Raw genomic sequence first — 24,144 nt, 5'->3', positions numbered from 1 at the left:
ACCTCAGCCAGCCAGTTAACTCTTCTTGAGCATCTTTTGTGATATAAAAAGGAGCTGCTTTCTTTGCCATACCTCATTATATCAATTTCAATAATTAGTTTGTGAACTTTCCGCATGACCCACTAGGAACTGCTGCAATCAGTTGTTGGGTATAGTCGTTTTGAGGATTATTGACGATATCTTCGGTTCTTCCCTGTTCAACAATCTGCCCCTGATACATCACGGCAGTTCGATCACTGACATATTCAACAACGCCGATGTTATGTGTAATGAACAACAGGGTAAGGTTGTGTTGCCGGCGAAGCTCCAACAACATTTTCAGGATCTCAGCCTGTACCGAGACATCCAATGCACTGGTGATCTCGTCACACACAATGAATGAGGGTTCCAGGGATAACGCTCGGGCGATACCGATACGCTGACGCTGGCCACCGGAAAACTCATGGGGATAACGCCAAAGGGTATCCTCCTCCATCTGTACCTGCTGCAGCAAGTTCCTGGCGAGCTCAAGTCGCTCCTCCCGGTTCTCACCAATACCATGCACCTTCATCGGTTCGGTAAGGATTGCGGCAATACTCAAACGCGGATTCAATGAGGAGATCGGATCCTGAAAGATGATCTGCATATTGCGCCGGAATTGCCTTAGCTGAGCCGGTTTCATCTCGGTGATATCGGTGTTGTCAAAGGTGATCTGGCCAGCCGTCGGTTCAGTCAATCTGAGGATGCCACGCCCCAGGGTTGTCTTGCCGCTGCCCGACTCGCCCACCAGTGCGAGTATCTGCCCCCGCGGGATCTCCAGATCGACCCCGTCCACCGCACGTACCTGATCGACGACCCGACGCAACAGGCCCTTTCGTACCGGAAAATGGATCGCCAGATCATTCAATCGAATCAGTGGCGGCTGATCCTGCACGACCTGATGGGTCACTTGACGCGCCAGGTTTTCCGGTAACGCCGCAATCAGTGACTGAGTATAGACATGCTCAGGTTTGTGGATGATCTGATCTGTGGTGCCGGTCTCTACCAGCTTACCCTGCTGCATTACCGCGACCCGGTCTGCGATCTCCGAAACCACACCAAAGTCGTGCGTGATGAAGAGAATCGCCATCCCGGTACGCTGCTGCAGCGCCTTCATCAGACGCAATATTTCACGCTGCACCGTCACATCCAGAGCGGTTGTCGGTTCATCCGCGATCAACAGATCGGGTTCACAGGCCATGGCCATGGCGATCATCACTCGCTGACGCTGACCACCGGAGAGCTGATGGGGATAACTGTTGACCCGGGTTTCGGGATCGGGCAGCTGTACATCAATAAGCGCCTTCATCACCCTCTCCCAAGCCTCGCTTGCCGAAAGTTGCGGAAAATGCAGCTTGACCGCCTCAAGGATCTGCTCACCGATGGTGAATACCGGGTTGAGTGAACTCATCGGCTCCTGGAAGATCATGGCAATCCGGCCACCCCGAATCTCTCGCATCTTCGACTCTTTCAATGCGCTCAGATCAACCGCGTCCCCCTGCCCGCTCTTGAACAGCACCTGACCGTTCTGTTTCTGCAGACCGGACTGGGGCAGTAAACGCATGATGGAGAGTGCGGTGATCGATTTACCGCTACCCGACTCGCCGACCAGACAGAAAGTCTCCCCCCGCTCGATCTCGAAGTCGATTCCATCCACCGCCTTGATCGGATCCGGTTGGTGTTTAAACCAGGTATGCAGGGCTTTGACTGACAACAGCATCAGTTCGACTTGCTCAGGTAGGGATCGATGGCATCTCTCAAGGATTCACCGATCAGGTTATAGGCAAACACCGTGAAGAAGATCGCACCGCCGGGAAAGGCTGCCATCCACCAGTTGAAACGGGAGGACTGTACCGCCTGGTTGAGCATCTCCCCCCAGGAGGGATCATCCACCAGACCCAGTCCGAGAAAACTCAGGGTCGCCTCCGCCAGGATCGCCGAAGCGACGCCGAAACTCGCCGCCACCAGCACGGGCCCCATACCATTGGGCAGCATGTGCCTGAAGAGTATGGAGGACAATGGCAGACCCGCCGCCTCGGCCGCCTGTACGAAATCCTGCTTACGCAGACGCAGAAACTCGGCTCGCACATAGCGGGCAAAACCGGGCCAGCTGGTGATGCCGATAATCACCATCATGATGTAGAGACTGCGACCGAAAAATGCAACAAAGGTGAGCAGCAGAAACAGGGTGGGTACCGCTTCGAAGATCTCCACCAGACGCATCCCCAGAATATCCACGATACCGGAAAAATAGCCCATCAATCCACCGATAATCACACCGATCACCATGGCGATACCGGTGGCGACAAAACCGATGCCGAGGGCGATCCGGGAGGCATGGATCATCCGGCTGAGCACATCCGCGCCATTCTGTTCGGTGCCGAACAAGTGCGAGCGCTCGGCCTGAGATAAGGGTGCTTCAAGCCCGGTATCCCCCAGATCTCGCTGATAGTCCTTGGGTGAATAGGGAACCGGAGCAAAGATAACCCAGTCATAGGCGCCTTCACGCTCGGCGACCCGATACTGCTCATAGATCACGAGCTTGGGCGGATCCACATAGCTGTAAGCCAAGCCACCGCCGATACTTACCATCATTACAAACAGGCCCAGTTTACGGGCTCCGCTGATTCGCCAGGGTAACAGCAACAGCAGGCTGAAAAAGGCGACCAGAAACAGCACATCCTCGGCCTGAAGATAGGTCAGCACCGGACTAATCCACTCACCATTCTGACTGAGCAAGAGTGGAAAACTGCTGGCCAGAAACGGTGCAAAAACACCGATCATCGCCAGCAGGGCAACCCATCCCAGGCCTAACCTGGCCCCCCAGCGGAGGAAGGTCTGACTGAGAATCCGGCGCCAGTAGCTTTGACGATGGGACGGTTGATCAGTCATAGCTCACCCTCGGATCGGCCAGTGCATAGAGCAAATCGGCAAGCAGATAACCCAGCAGGGTCAGCATACCGCCGATCAAAGTAATCGAAAGCACCAGCTCCCGGTCCCGGGTCTGCACCGCCTCGACGGCCAGTTTGCCCATCCCCTCGATACTGAAGATACTCTCCACGATGATCGAACCCGCCAGCAGGCTGGGCAGCAGACTGGCGGCCACCGTGATCAGTGGCAGCAGGCTGTTGCGAAATACATGCCGCCAAAGTACCACCGATTCGGCCAGCCCCTTAGCCCTGGCGGTGCGGGCATAGTCGGAGAGCAGGTTTTCCAGCACTGAGGTACGGGTCAGCTTTGCCAGACCGGCAAATCCGCCGTAAGAGAGACACAATACCGGTAGAGCCAGATGCCAGAGCCGATCGAACAGAAAGCCCCTCAGCCAACTCCCCTGCATGCCATATACGGCCAGCAGCAGTCCGATCAACAGAGCACTGCTGAGAAAACCCAGCTGACGCATCAGCAGATAGTCGGTGCTGGCCAGCCAGCCGGCCATCAGGGCAAACAGCAGCGGCATCAGGATAAACAGGGTGATCGATTGCTGGGTCTGCGGCAGGGCCTCAACCATCATATAGCCCAACACGGCCCAGCAGAGTGCGAGAAAAACGATGCGCAGGGGCTTGGAGCCACTGCGTGCGATCGTCATGAACAGGGCCACTGAGAGCACCAGGCAGATAAACAGCAATCCCACATCCCAGAGACTCGACCAGTGGGGCAGGAACACCTGATCCAGCACCAGGCGGTCGCTCAGACCGGCGGTGGGAAACCAGTGCCAATACTGCTGATTGGCAAAGAAGCCGATCAACAACACCCCGGCCAGCATGGTCGGCACCGACCAGAGGGCCAGCATCACGATACCACTGCTGACATCGAATGAGCGCCCCCGCTCCACCGCCGCCCGCACCCCCACCAGCAGCGCAAACATATAGACCAGGGGAATGCTCAGCACATTCAGTAATACCGTTATCGGCACCCGTTCCGCCAGCAGATCGGTTACCGGGCGACCATAACGAAAACTGCGACCGAAGTCGGCCCCTTTACTGAAGGAGAATCCACTCATCTGATTCTCTTCATCGAACACAAAACCGATCGGGGAGACATTATTCAGCCAGCGCAGATATTGCAGATAGGGGGGATCATCCAGACCGTAGAGCCGATTGTAGTAGGCCTCGATCTCCTGCTTCGCCTCCGGATCCAGGTTCTGCCCCTCCACCAGACTCTGGGCGCTGATCCCGCCGGGTGATGAGGCCATCACCACGAACACCACCAGCGTGATCCCCAACAGGGTGGGCACCATCAGCAGCACTCTTCGGATCAGGTAGGTCAGCATCTAGTGTAGCGTCCTATATAAAAAGCCACTCAAGCCGCGAGTGCAAAGCGCAACCCGCAGGGAATGGCCGCGCCCTTTCCAAGGGGGGCAACATCGCAATCGTGGCTTGAGGGCTTCCCGCAGGGCGAGGTAAGCGATTTAAACGCCAACACATGATAGGCCTCGTCTGAATGTATGATTTGTATCGGACACTACACTTGCATTACTGGTTATAGCGATGTTGATCTGCCGGCACATAGGTCTCAACCGGCAGACTGTTCAGATTCAAACCCAATTTGGTCTGCACAATATTGCGAATCCGCCGGTCGATGAACACCAGGCTTTTACTGCGTTTCAGGAAGGTATAGGGCTGATCGTTGTAGAGTTCCCGCTCCGCAGCCTGCCACAGGGGCATGCGGGTCTCATCATCCACCGTCGCCCTCGCCTCATCGATCAGTTGATCCAGTTTCTCGTTGCGATAGCTGATGAAGTTATTACCGGCATCGGCAATCTGACTGCTGTGAAACATCTGATAGAGATCGGTTTCGAGACCACTGGTCCAGCCCAGGGTGATGGCATCAAAATCCCGCTTTTTCATCAGGTCGATCATCACTGACCACTCTGTTGGTTTAGGTTCCAGAAGTATCCCTGCCCTAGCCAACAGGTCCTTTAGGAACAGCACCATGCGACTTGTATCATCATTTCCTTGAAAATAAACTAATTCGAATTGAAACGGTGCACCTGACTCATCTTCGAGTATCCCGTCTCCATCCCGATCGGAATAGCCCGCCTCTTTAAGCAGTGCCATGGCTTTGCTCTGATCGTAGGGCCTGGGCAGCAAGTCAGGATTGTGTTGTTTACTTGTACTAGTAAAGGGGCTCATTGCCACTTCCGCATAACCGAGAAAGATCTCTTTATTGATCCGCTCTCGATCGATCAGATAGGTCATGGCTTGCCTTACCCTGAGATCAGCAAAGCGTGTGGCTTTTTCACCTTTCTGCTGATTCCACCCAATATAACTATATCCAGCAACAGGGCTCATGTACTCCCAGTGTTCTGCTTTCTTCGCCAGATCCTCGTCATCCACCAGTTTCTGAAACTCCAGCGGACGGATGACATATGTATCGATCTCACCATTGCGGAAAGTTGTCATACGGGCACTGTCATTCTCAATGATTCGCCACAACAGGCGATTGTAGGCCGGCTGTACCGGCCCCCAGTAGCGGGGGTTACGCTGCAGTTCGATGATGCCTTTATCCGGTGACCAGTTGCTCGGATCCTCCAGCCGGTAGGGGCCGGATCCCAGTAGCAAACCCTTCGACTGGTTATAGCTGTTCGGCTCTTCCAGATAGGGCTCATAGAAGTGCTTGGGCATCACCGAGATTCCCCCCGCCAGTGCGAGGGCGTTGAAATAGGGTTCGGCAAATTGAAACCGGACGGTCAGCCGGTCCAGCGCCTCAACGGATTCAATCTTGGCGTAGTAGGCCCGCTCCCTGGGGGCTTGAATCGCCGGATTCATGATGAAACTGAAGGTGAACGCCACATCCTCGGCGGTGAGCGGTTTACCGTCTGAAAAGCGTAAACCTTGCCGCAGCTTGAAGACAAAGGTTAATCCGTCATCGCTAACCTGCCACTCCCTGGCCAACAATCCTTCCCACTCCAGGGTATCCGCGTTGCGCACCAGCAGACTTTCCAGAATATAGCCCTGTACGGTGGAGGCATAGGCATCCTCAGAAATAAACGGTGTGAGGGATTTCAGATTGACCCCGAATGCCCTGACCAGCCAGTCCCCTTCGGCAAAATCCTCTTTTTGGCTGGCCTGGTAGGCCCGCTCAAAGGCCGCCGGAACAGACTCGGTTTCATCCGTCTGGGATTGGCTGGAGAGATTGACACCGCTCTCCACACGTCTGCCCAATGTTCTGAGCTGTATGCCAATATTCCGGATATCCGCCGCCTGCTCCCGCATCAACTGCTCCATCTGCGCCATCTTCTGCCACTGCCGGTCGACCATGTACATAGCCAGAATAATGGTGATGAGTACCACGGCGAGACCACCGAAATAGAGGATGTCACGACCGTTCAAACGACGCTGCATGAATGTTCTCCTGTGATCCAGGTTTAACCTATCCGAAACCCAGATCGGCCTATCTTAATTCTTCAAATCGATCCAATCTGCATTGGTAATGGCGTAAGGTTGCCGGGTTAGCCAATTGGAGTCAATGGAGCGGCACTGACCGGACGACAGATTTTATTGAACCGGTAACAACTCAGGCCGGGCTACTCCTGATCTGAGCATGGTTTGATCGGGCTATGGTTAGCTGAGATGTGGCCATAGCCTCAGCATGCTATGCTATTTGCTGGTTGGGTTTTCCGGTAAGTTACACTTTTCTCGACAATAAGACGTCCCAATTAGACAGGGGAATTATCCTACCGCTCCTGTTTATTCACTAAACAACGACGCCAGTAAGGAATTTTCAATGGGTTTTTTACAAGATAAACGCTTTCTCATCGTTGGCATTGCCAGCAACCGCTCCATCGCCTGGGGGGTTGCCGAAGCCATGCACAGGGAGGGCGCAGAACTCGCCCTGACCTACCAGACTGAGAAATTGAAAAAACGGGTTGATGATGCTGCTGAAAAATTCTCGGCTTCGATTGTGGCGCCCCTCGATGTCACCGATGATCAACAGATTGCCGAGCTGTTCGAGACCATTGAGAAAGAGTGGGGATATCTCGACGGTATTATCCATGCGGTGGGTTTTGCACCCAGAGACCACCTGGAGGGAGGCTACCTTGATAACCTGACCCGGGACGGCTTCGCCCTTGCCCACGACATCAGTTCATACAGTTTTTCCGCACTGGCCAAAGCGGGTCGAAAGCTGATGCAGGGACGTAATGCCTCGCTGGTGACGATGAGCTACCTGGGCGCGGTTCGAACAGTGACCAACTACAATGTGATGGGGGTTGCCAAAGCCAGCCTTGAAGCAAGCGTTCGTTATCTGGCCGAGTCACTCGGACCTGAAGGCATACGGGTGAATGGCATATCGGCCGGCCCGATCCGAACACTGGCGGCCTCCGGCATCAAGGATTTCAAAGGCATGCTGGATGAAGCGGAGAAGAAGAATCCTTTGCGCCGCAATGTCAGCATCGCGGAAGTGGGTAATGCCACTGCATTTATCTGTTCCGATCTGGCCTCGGGCATCACCGGCGACATACTCTATGTCGACTCCGGTTACCACATTCTCGGCATGGCCTGACCATCTAGGGCCTGTTAACACTAATCCAATACGCCCTGTTGTGCCTGAAAAAGTGCCAATCAAGGCGTGAGGAGTGTAGTTTGGTTATTCCAAATGAACGACGAGCAACGCCGAGTGGCGCTTTGCAGGCGCAACCCGAAGGGCTGGGCCTGTTTTTGCGCCCAGCGGCGTTATCATTCGCTCATGTAGAATAACTACACGACGCTCATTCTGCCTTGCTGGGCACAAAAACAGACCCAGCAGGGCGTATTGGATTCGTGTTAACAGGCCCTAACAAGATTGATTTGAGAAAAGGTGCGGCTTACCGCCGCGCCTTTTTTTATTGGCTAAGTCCGTAAATAAACACAAATGGTTTAGTAACGTTTATCCACACCGGTTAAGGAAGCTACGGCGACTGATCACACGCAAGTGTAGACAGAAGGAGTATTCACTTTGTTCACCCTTCTGGCCGACTTTCAGTCATTCAATGGAGGTCGTGCTATTGTCCGGCATCCGCCGGAACAACAGCTTTTTTAACAGCAACAAAAAACATTTACTTTTATTCGTGTTTATTTGCGGACTGAAATATTCTTAAAAACTTATTCGCTATCCTGCTTCAACAGAATCTGTACATCGGCACGGGATTCGAGATCTTCGAGTACCCGATCGTAGTAGCTTCTGCCATACAGACGCCGCATGTTTTCAACCTGCTGTCCTTTGCTCTCATCCGAGGCGGATTCACCTTCGGTGACTTGTGAGAGTACGAAGACGGCAAAGTCTCCCTGGGCCAGTTTAACACTGCCTGAGCTGATCTCTCCCGCTTGCGGCTTTGCCGTACGGAACAGTTCGCTCGACAGGGCCGGCGGCAGCTCTCTGCTGTTGCGGGTTACAGTGATGGGTCCGGTTACCGGATAATTTCCAGCCACCTGCATCAACGGATTGCTGCTGGAAATCTCAGCCACACGCTTGCCCGCCTCGGCTCCGGCCTGCTGTTCCGCCTTCTGCTTGGTGAGCAACTCGACGATCCGGCTGCGCACATCATCCAGAGGCTCAACGGAAGCCTCCTGATGATCCACTACCCGAACCACCACCGAACTGGTGGAATCGAGTTCGATCAATTCACTGTTGTTACGCTCTTTCAGAACATCGTCACTGTAGGCTGCACCCAGTACTTTCGGTTTCGCCAATGGGCCGGTCTGCTGATCCCGGGTCATCCAATCACTCTCAGCCACAGTCAGCCCCAGGGCGGAGGCTGAGGATTCCAGGGAGGTAGGATCGTCATAACTCAGGTTGGCCAACTCTTCTGCCATCTCGAAGTAGAGTTTTTCACCCTCTGCCAGGCGGTAGCCTTTCTCCACTTCCGTTTTGGCATCGTCAAATGGTTTTACACTGCCGGCCTTTATGCCGGTGAGTTTAATCAGATGAAAACCGAAGTTACTGCGCACCGGATCACTGACAGCACCCTCTTCGAGGCTGAATACGGCATTCTCGAAAGCCGGATCCATGATGCCCTTGCCAAACATCCCCAGGTCACCCCCTGAGGCCGCTGAGCCGGGATCCTGGGAGTGCTGCTTGGCCAGTTCGGCGAAAGACTCTCCCGCACGAACCTTTTCTGCCAGTTCCTCAATTTTCTGTTTCGCCTCATCAACGGCTGTCTGATCTGCATCGGCGGTGACCTGGATCAGAATATGGCTTGCCTGTCGCTGTTCGGGCAGACCATAGAGATCCTGATTGTCGTCGTAGAAGCCACGCAGCAGCTGATCATCGACGTCGATGGTCTGGCCGATCGCTGCGGCATCCAACAGGATGTATTCGAGCTTAATCTTTTCCGGCGAGATGAAAGCGCTCTCATTGTTCTCGTAGAAGGAGGCCACCTCACTGTCAGTCACAGCATTGTCCACCATGTAATCCGCAGCCGGCACGGTGAAATAGGTGATCTCCCGGGTCTGTTTCTGCAAGCGATCGCTCTCACTGACTTCGCGGGAAGTGATGAAGGTCCCGCTCTCCACGGCCTGGGTCAGCTGCTCAGCCACCAACGCACGCCTGACACGCTCTTCAAAGCCGGCCGGTGAAAGTCCCTGCAGCTGCAGAGAGCGCTCATAGGTCTGTTGATCGAAGCGACCATCCTTGTGAAAGATGGACATGCTCAGAATCGTCGCCTGGATCATGCTGTTACCGGCACGCAATCCCATCTCATGGGAGGCCTGTTGCAGCACTTCATCGTTGACCATACGGTTGAGAACCTCTTTTCTCATCCGCACATCGTCAAACAACTCCGGCCGATAGGCTGAACCCAACTGATCACGCAGTTGCTGACGAAAACGTTGAAACTGGGATTCCAGGCTGCGCTCAGTAATCTCCACACCATTGACGGTGGCAGCCAGAGGTTCTGAACCGATTCCTAGATAGGACTGAATACCCCAAAGTGCAAATGGGATTGAGATGAGGATGACGATTGCCCAAGCGATCCAGCCCTGAGCCTTATCTCTGATTTCCTGAAGCATGATCAGTGACTCGAAATATTATTATTACCAGGATCAAAGATCCGGGTATCTGGTTAAACAAAAACGGGGTATCTGGTTGAGATACCCCGTTAATGATTAATGTTGGCGGAGCGGACGGGACTCGAACCCGCGACCCCCGGCGTGACAGGCCGGTATTCTAACCAACTGAACTACCGCTCCTAAATGGTGGGTGCTGCAGGGATCGAACCTGCGACCCTCGCCTTGTAAGGGCGATGCTCTCCCAGCTGAGCTAAGCACCCCGGTAGAAGGCGCGCTAGTTTATTGCATCCTTCAACGCTTTACCAGCTTTAAATGACGGGATTTTCGATGCTTTGATCTTGATCGTCTCTCCGGTCTGGGGGTTGCGGCCTTCACGGGCAGCGCGTTCTTTCACGGAAAAGGTGCCAAATCCCACCAGAGAGAGCGTATCACCGGCTTTCATCGCGTCAGTCACAGCGTTGACCATACCGTCAAGCGCCCGTCCTGCAGCGGCCTTGGAAATATCCGCGGATTCCGCCATTGCCTCAATTAGTTCGGCCTTATTCATTAATCAGTTTCCCCTATGGTCTGGGCGGATCATTCCGCCTTACGAATTATATGTAGTGGCCCTGCAGGGCCCGAAACGCCAGAGTTTATACCGGCTGCCAGATAACCTGTCAAGCAATGGCCTATGCGAAAACGCCGCAATAAGCCAAGCTGTGACAGGTCTTCATGTTCTAAATTAACAGTGTACTAATGCTTGGTGGGCACCCTAGTCTTTTTGCCAGCCTCCTGGCTGCGCTTTCTACTCGGTTTTTCAGCCTCTCCCGACTCCTTCTCCTTCTTCGGCTGGGGGGTGTCATTGAGCGCGATTTGTAACACTTCATCGATCCAGCGGACCGGAATGATTTCCAGGTTCTGCTTGATATTCTTTGGGATTTCAACAAGATCTCTCTCGTTTTCTTCCGGGATGATAACCGTAGCGATACCGCCCCGGTGCGCTGCGAGCAACTTCTCCTTGAGTCCGCCGATCGGCAGCACTTCACCACGCAGGGTGATCTCACCGGTCATCGCCACATCCGCTTTCACCGGGATTTTGGTCAAAGCCGAGACCAGGCTGGTACACATGCCGACACCGGCACTGGGGCCGTCTTTCGGCGTGGCCCCCTCCGGCACGTGGATATGCACGTCGTATTTCTGATGGAACTCCTCTTCCAGACCGAGAGATTCGGCACGGCTTCTGACCACTGTCATGGCCGCCTGGATCGACTCCTGCATAACTTCACCCAACTGACCGGTATGGCTCAATCGTCCCTTACCGGGCATCAGAGCCGCCTCGATGCGCAGCAACTCGCCGCCCACCTCGGTCCAGGCCAGACCGGTGACCTGACCCACCTGGTCGTGCTCGTCGGCCCGCCCGTAGCGAAAACGTTTCACACTCAGGTAGTCTTCGAGACGTTTCGGTGTCAAGGTGACCTTGGTCTTGGTTTTCTTCAGCAGAATCTCTTTGACCACCTTGCGACAGATCTTGGCGATCTCCCGCTCCAGGTTTCTCACCCCGGCCTCACGGGTGTAGTAACGGACGATATCCCGAATCGCCGACTCCCTGACGATCAGCTCCTCCGGTTTCAGTCCATTGTTCTCCATCTGCTTGCGCACCAGATAGCGCTCAGCAATGTTGACCTTCTCATCCTCGGTGTAGCCGGAGAGACGGATCACTTCCATACGATCCAGCAGGGCCGCCGGAATATTCAATGTGTTGGCGGTGGCAACGAACATCACCTCAGACAGATCGAAATCGACCTCCAGGTAATGGTCGTTGAAGGTGTGGTTCTGTTCCGGATCCAGCACCTCCAGCAGGGCCGAGGCGGGATCACCCCGGAAGTCCATCGCCATCTTGTCGATTTCATCAAGTAGAAACAGCGGATTACGTGTCTTCACCTTGCTCAGGTTATTGATGATCTTGCCAGGCAGCGCACCGATATAGGTGCGACGATGGCCACGTATTTCAGCCTCGTCCCTGACCCCGCCCAGGGCCATACGAGTGAATTTACGGTTGGTCGCGCGGGCAATCGACTGACCCAGTGAGGTCTTACCCACACCTGGCGGTCCAACCAGACAGAGGATCGGCCCCTTCAGCTTGCGTACACGCTGCTGTACGGCCAGGTACTCCAAAATACGTTCCTTGACCTTATCCAGACCATAGTGATCCTCATCAAGCACGGTGTTGGCGGCACCGATGTCATTGCGGATCTTGCTGCGTTTCTTCCAGGGCAGGCCGACCAGGGTGTCGATGTAGTTGCGCACCACGGTCGCTTCGGCTGACATCGGCGACATCAGCTTGAGTTTGTTCAATTCATTATTGGCCTTCTCCTTGGCCTCTGAGGTCATCCCCGCATTTTCGATCTTTTTGGTCAGATCCTCGATTTCGTTGGGTGCATCATCCATTTCACCCAGCTCTTTCTGAATGGCCTTCATCTGCTCATTCAGATAGTACTCCCGCTGATTCTTCTCCATCTGGCGCTTGACCCGCCCACGGATCCGTTTCTCCATCTGCAGGATGTCGTTCTCACCCTCCATCAGCCCCATCAAATGTTCCAGACGCTCTCTGACATTGGGCATCTCCAGCACATGCTGCTTCTCCTCAAGTTTGAGGGACATATGGGCGGCGATGGTATCGGCCAGACGACTGGGATCGTCGATACTGGAGAGCGAGGTCAATACCTCCGGCGGTACTTTCTTGTTCAGCTTGACGTACTGGTCGAACAGATTGGTGGCCGAGCGCATCAGCACCTCGGTCTCCCTGCCCGCCAGATCGATATTGTCAGTGAGGGTCTCAAGGCGGGCGCTGAAGAATTCATCATTCTCCACAAATTCGGTGATCCTGGCCCGTTCCCCGCCTTCGACAAGGACTTTGACCGTACCATCGGGAAGTTTCAGCAGCTGCAGGATGTTGGCCAGGGTACCGATGGCGTACATATCATCGATATCCGGATCGTCCACATCGGCGCTTTTCTGCGCCGCCAGCAGAATCTGCTTGTTGCTCTGCATGGCGGAATCGAGCGCGAGGATCGACTTGTCCCGACCGACGAACAAGGGAATAACCATGTGAGGATAGACAACCACGTCACGTAACGGCAATACCGGAACGATGTTGGCCGTTTCTCTTGTCAAACCGGTGTCTTTGTATTCTTGACCCATTCACTTGTCCTCATTAGGCAGCGGCCTGCCTGAAAATACTTCAACTGCAGGTACTACAGTGTCAATACAGGGATTTGCATCTGGCAGGCTCTCGTCGATCCAACCTGCAGCATTTTTCTGATGGTTGATTAATGTATATATGGCCAACAGCCGGATGTTTCAAGTCTATCGTCGGAATCAATCAACGGAAAAAACCAAACAGGAATCGTGCCATATCCACCAGAGATCGCCGGGGTACGGCGAAGTGTCGCCCAGGCAACTCTTTAACTCCGGTAAAATGCTTAGACAGATCAATCAGATGCAGCAATCTGCTTATCGTTGTTTTCGTAGATCATCAATGGATCGGATTCACCGGCGATGACGCCTTCGTCCACAACCACCTTGGTGACTTCATCCATCGAGGGCAAATCATACATGGTGTCGAGTAACACTTGCTCCAAAATGGTACGCAGACCGCGTGCACCGGTCTTCCGCGCCATGGCTTTGCGGGCAATTGCGCGCAAGGCATCGTCCCTCAGCTCCAGCTCACAGCCCTCCATTTCGAACAGACGGGAATACTGTTTACTGAGTGCATTTTTCGGTTCGGTGAGAATTTTGACCAGCGAGTCCTCATCCAGCTCCTGCAGTGTGGCCACGACCGGCAGACGACCGACAAATTCGGGTATCAGACCATATTTGATCAGGTCCTCAGGCTCCACATCGACAATGATGTCACCGACCGAACGGGAGTCGTCTTTACTCTTCACCTCGGCTGAGAAGCCGATTCCACCCTTTTCTGAGCGGTCTTTGATGACCTTTTCAAGCCCGGCGAATGCGCCGCCCACGATAAACAGGATATTTGAGGTATTGACCTGCAGGAACTCCTGCTGAGGATGTTTTCTGCCACCCTGGGGTGGTACCGAGGCGACCGTACCCTCGATCAGTTTCAGCAGCGCCTGCTGCACCCCTTCACCAGACACATCACGGGTGATGGAGGGATTATCCGATTTACGGGAAATCTTATCGATTTCATCGATATAGACAATACCAGTCTGTGCCTTTTCAACATCATAGTCGCATTTCTGCAGCAACTTCTGAATGATATTTTCCACATCCTCACCCACATAACCCGCTTCGGTCAGGGTGGTGGCATCGGCAATGGTGAAGGGCACATTCAACATTCTGGCCAGGGTCTCCGCCAGCAGGGTTTTACCCGAACCGGTGGGGCCGATCAGCAGAATATTCGATTTTGCCAGCTCGACTTCGTTGTCCTTGCCGATGGCATCGAGTCGTTTGTAGTGGTTGTAGACCGCCACAGAGAGCACCTTTTTCGCTCTCTGCTGACCGATAACGTATTGATCCAGCGTCTTTTTTATTTCATGAGGCTTCGGCAGTTTATTGATACTGTCTTCACCCGGCTCCTGCATCTCCTCACGGATGATGTCGTTGCAGAGTTCGACACACTCATCGCAGATAAAAACGGAAGGGCCGGCAATCAGTTTCCGCACCTCATGCTGGCTTTTGCCGCAAAAGGAGCAATACAACAGCTTGCCGTCGTCACCTTTACCGCTTTTGTCACTGCTCATATTTCACTCCTTCAAGCCAAAATCAATCTGCTTTTATTTCAATCATATCTAACTGCACCTAGATGGCAAGGTTAGTGATTAAAAAACACTGACTTGATAACACGCCATCCATTGCCCGTAAAAGCCACATCACAGAAATCGATGTCAACTGGTCTCACTACCACCACGATCGGACAATACCGAGTCGATCAGGCCATAGGCGACCGCATCCTCGCCACCCATGAAGTTATCCCGCTCGGTATCTTGCGCAATTTTTTCCAGGCTCTGACCGGTATGATCGGCCAGAATGGTGTTCAGCCGCTCTCTCAGCAGCAGAATCTCTTTCGCATGGATCTCAATATCCGTTGCCTGCCCCTGGAAACCACCCAAAGGCTGGTGAATCATCATCCGCGAATTCGGCAGACAGTAGCGTTTGTCCTTGGCCCCGCCGGAGAGCAATAGCGCTCCCATACTCGCTGCCTGGCCGATACACATGGTGCTGACATCCGGTTTGACGAACTGCATGGTGTCGTAAATCGACAGTCCTGCTGTGACTGAGCCACCGGGCGAATTGATATAGAGATGGATATCCTTGTCCGGGTTTTCCGACTCGAGAAACAGCAACTGAGCCACGACCAGATTCGCCATGTGGTCTTCAACCGGTCCGACCAGAAAGATCACTCTCTCCTTCAACAACCTGGAATAGATGTCAAAGGAGCGCTCACCCCGGGCGGTCTGCTCGATAACGATCGGCACGAGGCCCAGGCCTTTTGCGTCCGGCATTCCTGACACTGTATCAATCATGGTCTGTGTTTCCCCTCTCCTTTCAACCCTGCTCCGTCAGTTCGGCAAAGGTTGTCTGCTCTTCAGTGATGGTAACCTGTTCCAGCACCCAGTCTACCACCTGATCTTCCATTACGACATTCTGCACGGTGGCCAGCTGCTTTTCGTCGTTGTAGTAGTAGTTGACCACCTCTTCAGGCTTCTCGTAACTGGCGGCAAACTCTTCAATTCTCTTCTTCACACGATCGTTATCGACCTGAATGTCGTTTTGCTTAATGATTTCACCAATAAGCAAGCCCAGAGTAACCCGTTTTTTTGCCTGGTCTTCAAACATCTCCCGGGGCAGCTCAAAGGATCCAGCGCCCTGGGCCATCTGTTGACGGGTCTGATTCTGCAGCGCCTCAATCTCCTGATCGACCATTGCTGTGGGAACATCGATCGGATTCTGCTCTGTCAACAGATCCATCGCCTGGTTCTTAATACGAGCCTCGATCCGCTGTGCAAGTTCACGTGTCATGTTCTCACGCACATCGCTCATCAGCTTGTCGACACCCTCTTCGGCACCGAACTCCTTGGCAAATTCGTCATTGATCTCAGGCAGAACCTCTTCGGCGATGTCGTTGATCTCTACTTCGAACGTTACCGGTTTATCGGCCAGCTCTTCCACCCGGTAATTTTCGGGGAATTTCAGGTCGATCGACGATTTATCACCTTTCGACTTGCCAACCAGGGCCGATTCGAAACCTTCGATCATGCGGCCGGAACCCAGTACCAGATCCACATTCTCGGCGCTGCCGCCCTCAAAGGCCTCCCCATCGATCGTGCCTTTGAAACTGATCTTCACCTGATCACCTTCAGCCGCATCACGCTCCACACTGCTCCAGGTTACACGCTGTTTGCGCAGCTTCAGCAGCATCTCATCCACATCCTGATCGGCGATCTCGGCCACCGGACGCTTGATCTCACCGGAGAGCGGGTTCAGGGTAATCTCAGGCATCACCTCAACGGTCGCCACATAGCGGAACAGACCATCATCTTCACTGGACTCGCCAGGTTCGATTTTAGGCATCCCTGCGGGCTGCAGTTTCTCCTGTTGAATCGCCTCCTGATAACTGGATTCGATCATCTGACCATAGACTTCCTGCAACACCTGTCCACCGTAGTTACGACGCAGCAGCTTCATCGGCACCTTACCGGGACGAAAACCATCCAGTTTGGCGGTTCGGCCAATCTGCTGTAGGCGCTTTGTCACTTCCGCATCGATCTTCTCTGCAGGCAACTCGACGGTAACACGTCGCTCAAGCCCTTCTCCCGATTCCACCGAAACTTGCATGTATCTTCTCCTGACAGCCTTATCTGCCACTAAATATCTGAATTAAGGAAAAACTGGAAATTTCCTGTCGATCGCCATTGGCAACCGCAGTTGAAATGGTGCGAAAGGAGAGACTCGAACTCTCACGGGTTACCCCACAGGAACCTAAATCCAGCGCGTCTACCAATTCCGCCACTTTCGCTGTTTTCGTATGATTCCCAGCCGATTCAAGGGGATGACCTAATAATCCAGCCCAAATATCACAGCTGAGAATCGACCATTATAACGACCAATCGAGCAACTCTCCAAGTCTAATCTTGATTAGAACGGTGGTAAATCTAACCTGGCCCTCTTCATCTAGTGGATGAACACCCACAAAACACATGGATTCAAGAGGTTATCTTTGCGGCCGGATCACGCCAATTGTGCCGTATTCAGCCGATTACTGAATCTTAATATGAGATTTTCCATGTTGTAGGACTTAGCTGACCTCAACCCGATCGACCCGCTGGAAGCCTCTGGGAAGTTTCGCTCCGCGACGTCCTCGCTCTCCCTGATAACCATCCAGATCGGCCGGTTTCAATACGATATAGCGCTTGCCCGCATGGGCGGTCAGACTGCCACCCTTTGGCACCACGGCAATCGCCACCACGAACTCCTCCCTGGCGGCCACTCGCTTCGGTGCGATTGAGATGATCTTGTTACCCTTGCCCTTCGAGAGCTTGGGTAGCTCGCCGACCGGAAAGACCAGCATCCGCCCCTCATTGGTGATCGTCACCACGCGATCCGCCTCCACATCCGCAATCAGCTCAGGCATCAGAACGTGAGACCCTTTTGGCAGGGTCAGCAGCACCTTGCCTGATTTGTTTTTCGCCAGCATATCCGCCAGACCGACCCGGAATCCGTAACCTGCGTCCGAAGCCAACAGATACTCCTGCTGACTGTCACCGCCAATCACCGCACGGAAGGTCGCACCGGTTGCCGGAGAGAGCCGTCCGGTCAGAGGTTCACCCTGACTGCGGGCCGATGGCAGGGTATGTGCCGGCAGCGAGTAGCTGCGGCCGTTGGAGTCGAGAAACACCGCCTGTTGATTGCTGCGCAGGCGGGTAGCCGCCAGAAAGCCGTCCCCGGCCCGATAGTTCAGACCGGCCGGGTCGATCTCATGCCCCTTGGCAGTCCGCGCCCACCCCATCTCCGATAGCACCACAGTGACCGCCTCACTGGGGGTCAGATCGGTCTCATCGAGGGCCTCCGCCGCCTCACGCTCAACGATGGGTGAGCGACGGTCATCACCATATTTATCCGCATCCGCCTGTAACTCCTTGCGGATCAGGGTGCGCATACGCTGCTTTGAACCCAGCAGCTTTTCCAGTGACTTCCGCTCTTTCTCCAACTCCTCCTGCTCACCCTTGATCTTCATCTCCTCCAATTTCGCCAGGTTACGCAAGCGAAGGTTGAGGATGGCTTCCGCCTGGATGTCTGAAAGGGAGAAACGTTTAATCAGTTCGGCCTTCGGATCATCCTCGTAGCGGATGATTGCAATAACCTCATCGATGTTCAGAAAGGCGACCAGATAGCCTTCAAGAATGTGCAACCGGTCAAGCACCTCATTGAGGCGATACTGCAGTCTCCGGCGAACGGTTTCGGTACGGAAACTGAGCCACTCCACCAGCAGCGAGCGCAGATCCTTGACCGCCGGACGGCCATCGATACCGATCAGGTTCAGATTGACCCGGTAGCTGCGCTCCAGATCGGTGCTGGCGAACAGATGGGACATCAGCCGCGCCACATCGACCCGGTTGGAACGGGGTACGATCACCAGGCGGGTGGGATTTTCATGATCCGATTCGTCACGCAGATCCTCTACCATCGGCAGCTTTTTGGCCTGCATCTGAGCGGCGATCTGTTCCAGTATCTTCGCCCCTGACACCTGATGCGGCAGGGCCGTGACGATGATATCGCCATTCTCACGGTCGAAACGGGCGCGCATACGAATCGAGCCATGCCCGGTCGCGTAGACCTTGACCAGCTCCGCCGCCGGCGTCACGATCTCCGCCTCGGTGGGGTAGTCCGGCCCGGGGATATAGGTCATCAGATCTTCCAGGGTGGCCTTCGGCGACTCCAGCAGATGGATACAGGCATTGGTGACTTCCCGCAAGTTGTGCGGCGGGATATCGGTAGCCATGCCCACAGCGATACCCGATGAGCCGTTGAGCAGTACATTCGGTAATCTCGCCGGCAGTATCTTGGGTTCCTTCAGGGTGCCGTCAAAATTGGGCGCCCACTCCACAGTCCCCTGCCCCAGCTCCGAAAGCAGAGTCTGGGCATAGACCGTCAGCTTCGATTCCGTGTAACGCATCGCGGCGAACGACTTTGGATCGTCCGGAGAGCCCCAGTTGCCCTGCCCGTCCACCAGCGGATAGCGATAGGAGAAGCTCTGCGCCATCAGCACCATTGCCTCATAGCAGGCGCTGTCGCCATGGGGATGGAATTTACCGAGCACATCACCGACGGTACGGGCCGACTTCTTGAACTTGGCGCCCGCACTCAAACCCAGCTCGGACATGGCATAGACAATCCGCCGCTGTACCGGCTTCAATCCATCACCAATATTCGGCAGGGCACGATCGAGAATTACATACATGGAGTAGTTCAGGTATGCCTTCTCGGTAAACTCATTCAGGGGAACCCTTTCGATTCCCTCTAAGCTGTGATCGATATCGTCAGTCATCTGATCTGTAAGTTACTACTGGCCTGAAAGAGGCCAGATGATACGGAAAGCCGAAGTGATAGGGAATACGTGATCCGTATCTGGCAAAGGAAATGGTGAGAAAGACCAGCTATGGCAACAGAGAACTGACGCCACCCAGCCAAGTCAGCGTCTGGCTCAGCTGAATGCCGGAGTCTGCCGAGCAGGCGAACAGTGCCCCCCAGCAGACAGCCCCGCAGCAGCGACGACGGCAGGTTGAGCAACGGCTATTCCAGGGAAACGACTGGACAGAGCTGTCACTGACAAGCCTCAGGCACCATGACTTACAGCAGTGGGCTTGGGTTGCTCCTGCCCCCTATCCTAAAGATGGGTTATTCCCGTAGAATCCCTCCCATCAGACAACCGATAACAACAGGAAATGACCATGGCCCCTCCCTACACGACCCCCCAAGATGCCGAAGATGCCTACTACGATGCCATCGATGATGGGGACCTGGGCGCCATGATGGCCGTGTGGGAAGAGAGTGACGAAATTCTCTGCCTGCTGCCGATGATGCCGGCCCAACGGGGCAGAGCGGCCATTGAGACCGCCTGGGGCGCCCTGTTGAATGAGGATGTAAAGCTTGATATCGGGATCAAACACCTGACTTGGATCGAGACTGACAACGTTGCCATCCACCTGGTCGAAGAGCTGGTCAAAGCCGACCCGGAAACACCCCCTCACCCGGTCTACGCCACCAACATCTATCGTAAAGGGGATCAGGGCTGGTGCCTGGTGATGCATCAGAACTCACCCACACCACCTCCCGGATTACAGGTCTGATGGAAAACCATAAACTGGTACTACCTCAGCACCTCAATCAGTATGGCTATCTGTTCGGCGGCAACCTGCTGAAATGGGTTGACGAGTATGCCTGGATCGCGGCGGTTCATGACTACCCGGGGCGCCACTTTGTCACCATCGGACTGGACCGGGTCACCTTTCACCGTAGTGTCAGAGAGGGCGCGATACTGCGCTTCAATATCCAGCAGAGCAAACAGGGTGATTCATCGGTGGATTATCGGGTCAAGGTATTTGCCGAAGACTCGGTGACCGGTGAGGAAGAGAGTGTCTTTACCACCACCATCACTTTCGTCTGCCTTGATGAGGCGGGCAATAAAACTTCCATTTAGCACGAATCCAAGCGGCCCCTCAGCTTTCACGTCGCGACCAATAGCCAGCCAGCATGGAACCACTCAGATTGTGCCAGATGGAGAAGATCGCGCCGGGCAGCGCAGCCGCGGCGGAGAAGTACTTAACCGACAGCGCAACCCCCAAGCCGGAATTCTGCATACCCACCTCAATCGCCAGGGTACGGCTGATCCGCCGATCCCAGCCCAATGCTCTGGCTATCCAGTAACCCCCCGCCAAGCCCGCCAGATTGTGCAGTATGACGGCCAATGCCAACAGCATCCCCATAGTGGCGATGTTGCTCTGATTCAGCGCCACCACGATACCGATGATCAGAACGATGGCGAGTATGGAGATCAACGGGAAAAGAGGTTTTATCGGTCTGAGTCTGCGGCCATAGAGGGTATTCACCAGGACCCCCAACGAGACCGGGAACAGAACAATCTTGAAAATCGACCAGAGCATGCTTTCAACCGGCACCGGGACCTTCTGCCCCACATAGAGCCAAGTGAGCAGCGGTGTGGCGATGATCGCCAGCAGGGTTGAAACCGTCGTCATGGTGATGGAGAGGGCCACATCACCGCGTGCCAGATAGCAGACCACATTGGAGGCGGTACCACCGGGACAGGCCCCAACCAATACCAGCCCGGCCATCAGATAGGGCGGCAACGCGAGCAGTTCAGCAATCAGCCAGGCGAGTAAAGGCATCAATGCGAACTGTAACAACACACCGACACCGATGATCTTCGGCCGTTGAAAAACCCGTTTGAAATCTTCCAGGCTCAGGGTCATCCCCATACCGAACATCACCAGACCCAACAAGGGAATGATCGCAGGTTTCAAGCCAACAAAAGCAGAGGGATAGGCATAGGCAAGCGCAGACAAAAGCACAGCCCATAGAGGAAAGAGACGGGTTATCTGGTGAATCATCTGGCCTGCAACACGATAAGAAGTTTCAGCGGCAAGAGTCTCCGGCTTGGCGCTCTGTTCGTCAAGCCGGACTGGGTCTGCCTGCCCCTAGCGGGTCACGCGGTAACTAAGGTGACGATCAGCCGGACCCACGAGTCAGGGGCCGTACAGAAGCCTGATCGAGGGAGCATCAAACTGCCTGTTCCAATTGGTCGTCGGACCAGCATCCCGAGTCGACCATACGTTTCAGATAGACCTGAAAATCGGTGGCCGGTCTTGCCAATGCTTCCTCAACACCCGGTTGCACCTGGCTGTTTCTGCCATCCAGAACCTCAGTGAACAGCTCCTTGAGCAACCATTGCATCGGCTCGGGAACACCCTGCTGTTGAAGTACATCCAGATAGGCATCCACCGCTACCTGAGTATATTTCACCGGTCTCTGTAGCGCTTGCGACAGCTCTGCCATGCAATCCGCAAAGGTCATGGCACGAGGCCCAGTTACTTCATAGAGACGATTGTGGTGTTTTGCATCGGTCAAACTGGCAACCACCACATCGGCAATATCCTCCGCGTCGATGAAAGGTTCCGGGACATCCCCCGCCGGCAGTATCAGTTCGCCCTGCAGAATTCCTTCGATCATGAAACTCTCACTGAAGTTCTGGAAAAACCAACTCGCCCTGACGATATTCCAGCTGATGCCGCTGTTGATGACAATATCCTCCGCCCGCCGGGCGCCGGCTTCACCCCGACCCGAGAGCAGCACGATGCGTTCAACACCAGCCTTTTTCGCCATCGCGGTAAAAGCTTCAATGTCTGCCTGCGCCTGAGGAATGGCCAGATCCGGCTGGTAGGTGACATAGACAGCGGCCACACCTTGCAAAGCCGGCGCCCAGGTATCCCGTTGCTGCCAATCGAATGGCAGAGCCGTTGACCTTGAGACCGCTCGGGTCTGCAGACCCATCGATTGCAGACGCTGCAGCACACGACTACCGGTTTTGCCATGCTTACCAATGATCAGTATCGGTTTGTTGGTCATAATCCACCCTCCTTTACGGGGTTAAGCGTTGTAAAACTCTGGGTTAATGCGTATGAGTTGATCCTAGGTAACAACGCGCAGACCAACCATGGCTGTTTGTCTATATTTATATGCAGCTCGTCCAAATCGAAAACCCCATGACCAGCGAAACCAAATCGACAATTGCTGATGTGTCCGACCCGATCGGGGAAGCACTTCACTTGCTCAAGCTGAACGGCACTTACTACTGCCGTTCAGAGCTGAAAGCACCCTGGGGGGTATCCCTGCCGCCCTTCGAGGGCCACATGATGTTTCATGTGGTGACCCGGGGTGAGTGCTGGTTGGAAGTCAGCGGAGAAAAGCCCTGCCTGCTGAAACAGGGCAGCCTGGCCCTGGTTCCCCATGGTACAGGCCACGAAGTGCGCAGTGATCTGCAGCACCAGACCACGCCCCTGTTCGACATCCCGGTGGAGTCGGTGAGTGAACGATATGAAATCATGCATCACGGCGGCAGTGGTGAGCTGACCCAACTGACCTGTGGGCTGGTGCGCTTTGACCATGTGGCCGGACAGCAGGTGGTGGCCCTGCTGCCGCAGGTATTGAAGATCGATACCTGGAAAGAGGATGAGAGCAGTTGGATCCAAAATACCCTGCAGTTGATCACCCGTGAAGCGAGGGAACTGCGCCCCGGTGGTGAAACGGTAATCACCCGACTGGCTGACATTCTGGTGATCCAGGCAATTCGCTCCTGGCTCGACTCACTCAGCGGCCCCAGACCGGGTTGGCTGAATGCATTGCGTGACAAGCAGATAGGAAGAGCCCTTGCAGCGATTCACCGCAATCCGGAAAGAGAGTGGAACCTGACGTCACTGGCCATGGAGGCGCGAATGTCCCGCTCAGGTTTCTCAGCACGATTTACCGACCTGGTCGGTTACACCGCGATGCGCTATGTGACCCGCTGGCGTATGCTGATGGCCCGCACTCAGTTGCTCGAATCATCGGAGCCTCTGGTGGTGTTCGCGGAACGCTTCGGCTATCAATCCGAAGCGGCATTCTGCAGGGCCTTCAAACGAGAGCTTGGTGTCTCCCCGGGCAGTGTTAGGCAGTAGATTGCACTCTCATCCGAGATCGATTATTTCAGTGATCAAAGCATAAGGTTCACTGAGCAACTCCCGATCGATTGGCGTTCGCTATTCCGGCAGATGACTGGGTATAGGTCATTGACTAAAACATTTTTTAGTCCGCTATTGACCATAAAATAGCTTATAACAACCCACTGAATCCTGGAGCCGGAAATCCACCTTCGTCATCCTGGCGAATGCCCACTGCTGTCCGGAGATAATCAGTGTGTCTGTGTTTATTCGATGATCATAGCGATGCTATGCCTTATTACTAACCTGACCATGTAGTGGCATCGTAAGTGCCAAAGCGCTTCATTGTGCTTACTCAAAGTGTATTTGGTGGGGCATGGCCCCACCCTACCATTGATTTCAGGGTGTAGGGTGGGGCCATGCCC

General features: G+C 54.4%; 17 protein-coding genes and 3 tRNA genes. 4 read left to right on the top strand and 16 right to left on the bottom strand.

Translation table 11 applies throughout. From position 1 onward, the window contains the following. Nucleotides 1-94 precede the first annotated feature (94 nt). From AC4IE8_RS00460 to AC4IE8_RS00445, 4 genes are all read right to left on the bottom strand, one after another. A complete protein-coding gene (locus AC4IE8_RS00460) occupies nucleotides 95-1,738 on the bottom strand; it encodes an ABC transporter ATP-binding protein (protein WP_490790027.1) in 1,644 nt (547 codons plus the stop codon). Continuing rightward, entirely contained in the window at nucleotides 1,738-2,910 is a 1,173-nt protein-coding gene (locus AC4IE8_RS00455; protein ID WP_068988053.1) for an ABC transporter permease, read from the bottom strand. The genes AC4IE8_RS00460 and AC4IE8_RS00455 overlap by 1 nt, the downstream gene beginning before the upstream one ends. Further along, nucleotides 2,903-4,288: an ABC transporter permease gene (locus AC4IE8_RS00450; RefSeq protein WP_068988052.1), complete on the bottom strand. Its 1,386-nt coding sequence runs from the start codon at nucleotides 4,286-4,288 to the stop codon at nucleotides 2,903-2,905. Before AC4IE8_RS00450 ends, AC4IE8_RS00455 begins: the two co-directional genes overlap by 8 nt. Nucleotides 4,289-4,490: 202 nt before the next feature. Continuing rightward, the gene (locus AC4IE8_RS00445; RefSeq protein ID WP_490790026.1) at nucleotides 4,491-6,362 is read right to left on the bottom strand and encodes a peptide-binding protein; all 1,872 of its coding nucleotides are present in this window, start codon (nucleotides 6,360-6,362) and stop codon (nucleotides 4,491-4,493) included. 382 nt (nucleotides 6,363-6,744) lie between these two features. On the opposite strand from AC4IE8_RS00445, the gene AC4IE8_RS00440 reads away from it, so the two are divergent. Then, nucleotides 6,745-7,521 (top strand): enoyl-ACP reductase FabI, encoded by a 777-nt coding sequence (locus AC4IE8_RS00440; RefSeq protein ID WP_068988050.1) that lies wholly within the window; start codon nucleotides 6,745-6,747, stop codon nucleotides 7,519-7,521. Nucleotides 7,522-8,099: 578 nt separating this feature from the next. Here AC4IE8_RS00440 and AC4IE8_RS00435 read toward each other — a convergent pair. The 10 genes from AC4IE8_RS00435 to parC form a co-directional block, all read right to left on the bottom strand. After that, nucleotides 8,100-10,004: a SurA N-terminal domain-containing protein gene (locus AC4IE8_RS00435; protein ID WP_068988049.1), complete on the bottom strand. Its 1,905-nt coding sequence runs from the start codon at nucleotides 10,002-10,004 to the stop codon at nucleotides 8,100-8,102. Nucleotides 10,005-10,107: 103 nt separating this feature from the next. Then, nucleotides 10,108-10,184 (bottom strand) — tRNA-Asp (locus AC4IE8_RS00430). A gap of 4 nt (nucleotides 10,185-10,188) precedes the next feature. Beyond that, nucleotides 10,189-10,264 (bottom strand) — tRNA-Val (locus AC4IE8_RS00425). 14 nt (nucleotides 10,265-10,278) lie between these two features. Then, nucleotides 10,279-10,551 carry an HU family DNA-binding protein gene (locus AC4IE8_RS00420; RefSeq protein WP_068988048.1) on the bottom strand — a complete coding sequence of 91 codons (273 nt, stop codon included), beginning with the start codon at nucleotides 10,549-10,551 and terminating at the stop codon, nucleotides 10,279-10,281. Between the two features lie 185 nt (nucleotides 10,552-10,736). Next, nucleotides 10,737-13,184 carry an endopeptidase La gene (gene lon, locus AC4IE8_RS00415; RefSeq protein ID WP_068988047.1) on the bottom strand — a complete coding sequence of 816 codons (2,448 nt, stop codon included), beginning with the start codon at nucleotides 13,182-13,184 and terminating at the stop codon, nucleotides 10,737-10,739. 290 nt (nucleotides 13,185-13,474) lie between these two features. Next, nucleotides 13,475-14,749 carry an ATP-dependent Clp protease ATP-binding subunit ClpX gene (clpX, locus tag AC4IE8_RS00410; RefSeq protein ID WP_068988046.1) on the bottom strand — a complete coding sequence of 425 codons (1,275 nt, stop codon included), beginning with the start codon at nucleotides 14,747-14,749 and terminating at the stop codon, nucleotides 13,475-13,477. Nucleotides 14,750-14,893: 144 nt separating this feature from the next. Then, nucleotides 14,894-15,532, bottom strand: coding sequence for an ATP-dependent Clp endopeptidase proteolytic subunit ClpP (gene clpP / locus AC4IE8_RS00405; protein WP_068988045.1), 639 nt, complete (start codon nucleotides 15,530-15,532; stop codon nucleotides 14,894-14,896). A 22-nt stretch (nucleotides 15,533-15,554) separates the two neighbouring features. Beyond that, nucleotides 15,555-16,844: a trigger factor gene (tig, locus tag AC4IE8_RS00400; RefSeq protein WP_068988044.1), complete on the bottom strand. Its 1,290-nt coding sequence runs from the start codon at nucleotides 16,842-16,844 to the stop codon at nucleotides 15,555-15,557. Nucleotides 16,845-16,940: 96 nt separating this feature from the next. Next, nucleotides 16,941-17,025, bottom strand: a tRNA-Leu gene (locus AC4IE8_RS00395). 279 nt (nucleotides 17,026-17,304) lie between these two features. Continuing rightward, nucleotides 17,305-19,554 carry a DNA topoisomerase IV subunit A gene (parC, locus tag AC4IE8_RS00390; RefSeq protein ID WP_490790025.1) on the bottom strand — a complete coding sequence of 750 codons (2,250 nt, stop codon included), beginning with the start codon at nucleotides 19,552-19,554 and terminating at the stop codon, nucleotides 17,305-17,307. 403 nt (nucleotides 19,555-19,957) lie between these two features. Between parC and AC4IE8_RS00385 the strand changes: the two genes are divergently transcribed. Continuing rightward, complete coding sequence (locus tag AC4IE8_RS00385) at nucleotides 19,958-20,356, top strand: YybH family protein (RefSeq protein WP_068988601.1); 399 nt, start codon at nucleotides 19,958-19,960, stop codon at nucleotides 20,354-20,356. Further along, nucleotides 20,356-20,706, top strand: coding sequence for an acyl-CoA thioesterase (locus tag AC4IE8_RS00380; protein WP_068988042.1), 351 nt, complete (start codon nucleotides 20,356-20,358; stop codon nucleotides 20,704-20,706). The genes AC4IE8_RS00385 and AC4IE8_RS00380 overlap by 1 nt, the downstream gene beginning before the upstream one ends. A 19-nt stretch (nucleotides 20,707-20,725) precedes the next feature. Here the strand turns inward: AC4IE8_RS00380 and AC4IE8_RS00375 are convergent, their stop codons facing one another. Together AC4IE8_RS00375 and AC4IE8_RS00370 are read right to left on the bottom strand one after the other, a co-directional pair. Continuing rightward, nucleotides 20,726-21,634, bottom strand: a complete 909-nt coding sequence (locus AC4IE8_RS00375) for a bile acid:sodium symporter family protein (protein WP_068988041.1) — start codon at nucleotides 21,632-21,634, stop codon at nucleotides 20,726-20,728. 169 nt (nucleotides 21,635-21,803) lie between these two features. After that, entirely contained in the window at nucleotides 21,804-22,649 is an 846-nt protein-coding gene (locus AC4IE8_RS00370; RefSeq protein WP_068988040.1) for an NAD(P)H-binding protein, read from the bottom strand. Between the two features lie 137 nt (nucleotides 22,650-22,786). Here AC4IE8_RS00370 and AC4IE8_RS00365 point away from each other — a divergent pair, with 137 nt between their 5' ends. Next, entirely contained in the window at nucleotides 22,787-23,737 is a 951-nt protein-coding gene (locus tag AC4IE8_RS00365) for an AraC family transcriptional regulator (RefSeq protein WP_068988596.1), read from the top strand. Nucleotides 23,738-24,144: the final 407 nt, after the last annotated feature.

It is taken from the genome of Candidatus Thiodiazotropha sp. AKAK2 (assembly GCF_058244685.1).
Note: the sequence above shows the minus strand (reverse complement) of the source record. Positions and strands in the feature narration are given on the sequence as shown.

What these genes read in the sequence shown, in the direction of transcription:
- AC4IE8_RS00460 (WP_490790027.1), bottom strand. Translation starts at nt 1,738, where the DNA reads ATGCTGTTGTCAGTCAAAGCCCTGCATACCTGGTTTAAACACCAACCG.
- AC4IE8_RS00445 (WP_490790026.1), bottom strand. Translation starts at nt 6,362, where the DNA reads ATGCAGCGTCGTTTGAACGGTCGTGACATCCTCTATTTCGGTGGTCTC.
- lon (WP_068988047.1), bottom strand. Translation starts at nt 13,184, where the DNA reads ATGGGTCAAGAATACAAAGACACCGGTTTGACAAGAGAAACGGCCAAC.
- AC4IE8_RS00450 (WP_068988052.1), bottom strand. Translation starts at nt 4,288, where the DNA reads ATGCTGACCTACCTGATCCGAAGAGTGCTGCTGATGGTGCCCACCCTG.
- clpX (WP_068988046.1), bottom strand. Translation starts at nt 14,749, where the DNA reads ATGAGCAGTGACAAAAGCGGTAAAGGTGACGACGGCAAGCTGTTGTAT.
- AC4IE8_RS00435 (WP_068988049.1), bottom strand. Translation starts at nt 10,004, where the DNA reads ATGCTTCAGGAAATCAGAGATAAGGCTCAGGGCTGGATCGCTTGGGCA.
- AC4IE8_RS00455 (WP_068988053.1), bottom strand. Translation starts at nt 2,910, where the DNA reads ATGACTGATCAACCGTCCCATCGTCAAAGCTACTGGCGCCGGATTCTC.
- AC4IE8_RS00365 (WP_068988596.1), top strand. Translation starts at nt 22,787, where the DNA reads ATGACCAGCGAAACCAAATCGACAATTGCTGATGTGTCCGACCCGATC.
- AC4IE8_RS00385 (WP_068988601.1), top strand. Translation starts at nt 19,958, where the DNA reads ATGGCCCCTCCCTACACGACCCCCCAAGATGCCGAAGATGCCTACTAC.
- parC (WP_490790025.1), bottom strand. Translation starts at nt 19,554, where the DNA reads ATGACTGACGATATCGATCACAGCTTAGAGGGAATCGAAAGGGTTCCC.
- AC4IE8_RS00420 (WP_068988048.1), bottom strand. Translation starts at nt 10,551, where the DNA reads ATGAATAAGGCCGAACTAATTGAGGCAATGGCGGAATCCGCGGATATT.
- tig (WP_068988044.1), bottom strand. Translation starts at nt 16,844, where the DNA reads ATGCAAGTTTCGGTGGAATCGGGAGAAGGGCTTGAGCGACGTGTTACC.
- AC4IE8_RS00375 (WP_068988041.1), bottom strand. Translation starts at nt 21,634, where the DNA reads ATGATTCACCAGATAACCCGTCTCTTTCCTCTATGGGCTGTGCTTTTG.
- AC4IE8_RS00440 (WP_068988050.1), top strand. Translation starts at nt 6,745, where the DNA reads ATGGGTTTTTTACAAGATAAACGCTTTCTCATCGTTGGCATTGCCAGC.
- AC4IE8_RS00380 (WP_068988042.1), top strand. Translation starts at nt 20,356, where the DNA reads ATGGAAAACCATAAACTGGTACTACCTCAGCACCTCAATCAGTATGGC.
- clpP (WP_068988045.1), bottom strand. Translation starts at nt 15,532, where the DNA reads ATGATTGATACAGTGTCAGGAATGCCGGACGCAAAAGGCCTGGGCCTC.
- AC4IE8_RS00370 (WP_068988040.1), bottom strand. Translation starts at nt 22,649, where the DNA reads ATGACCAACAAACCGATACTGATCATTGGTAAGCATGGCAAAACCGGT.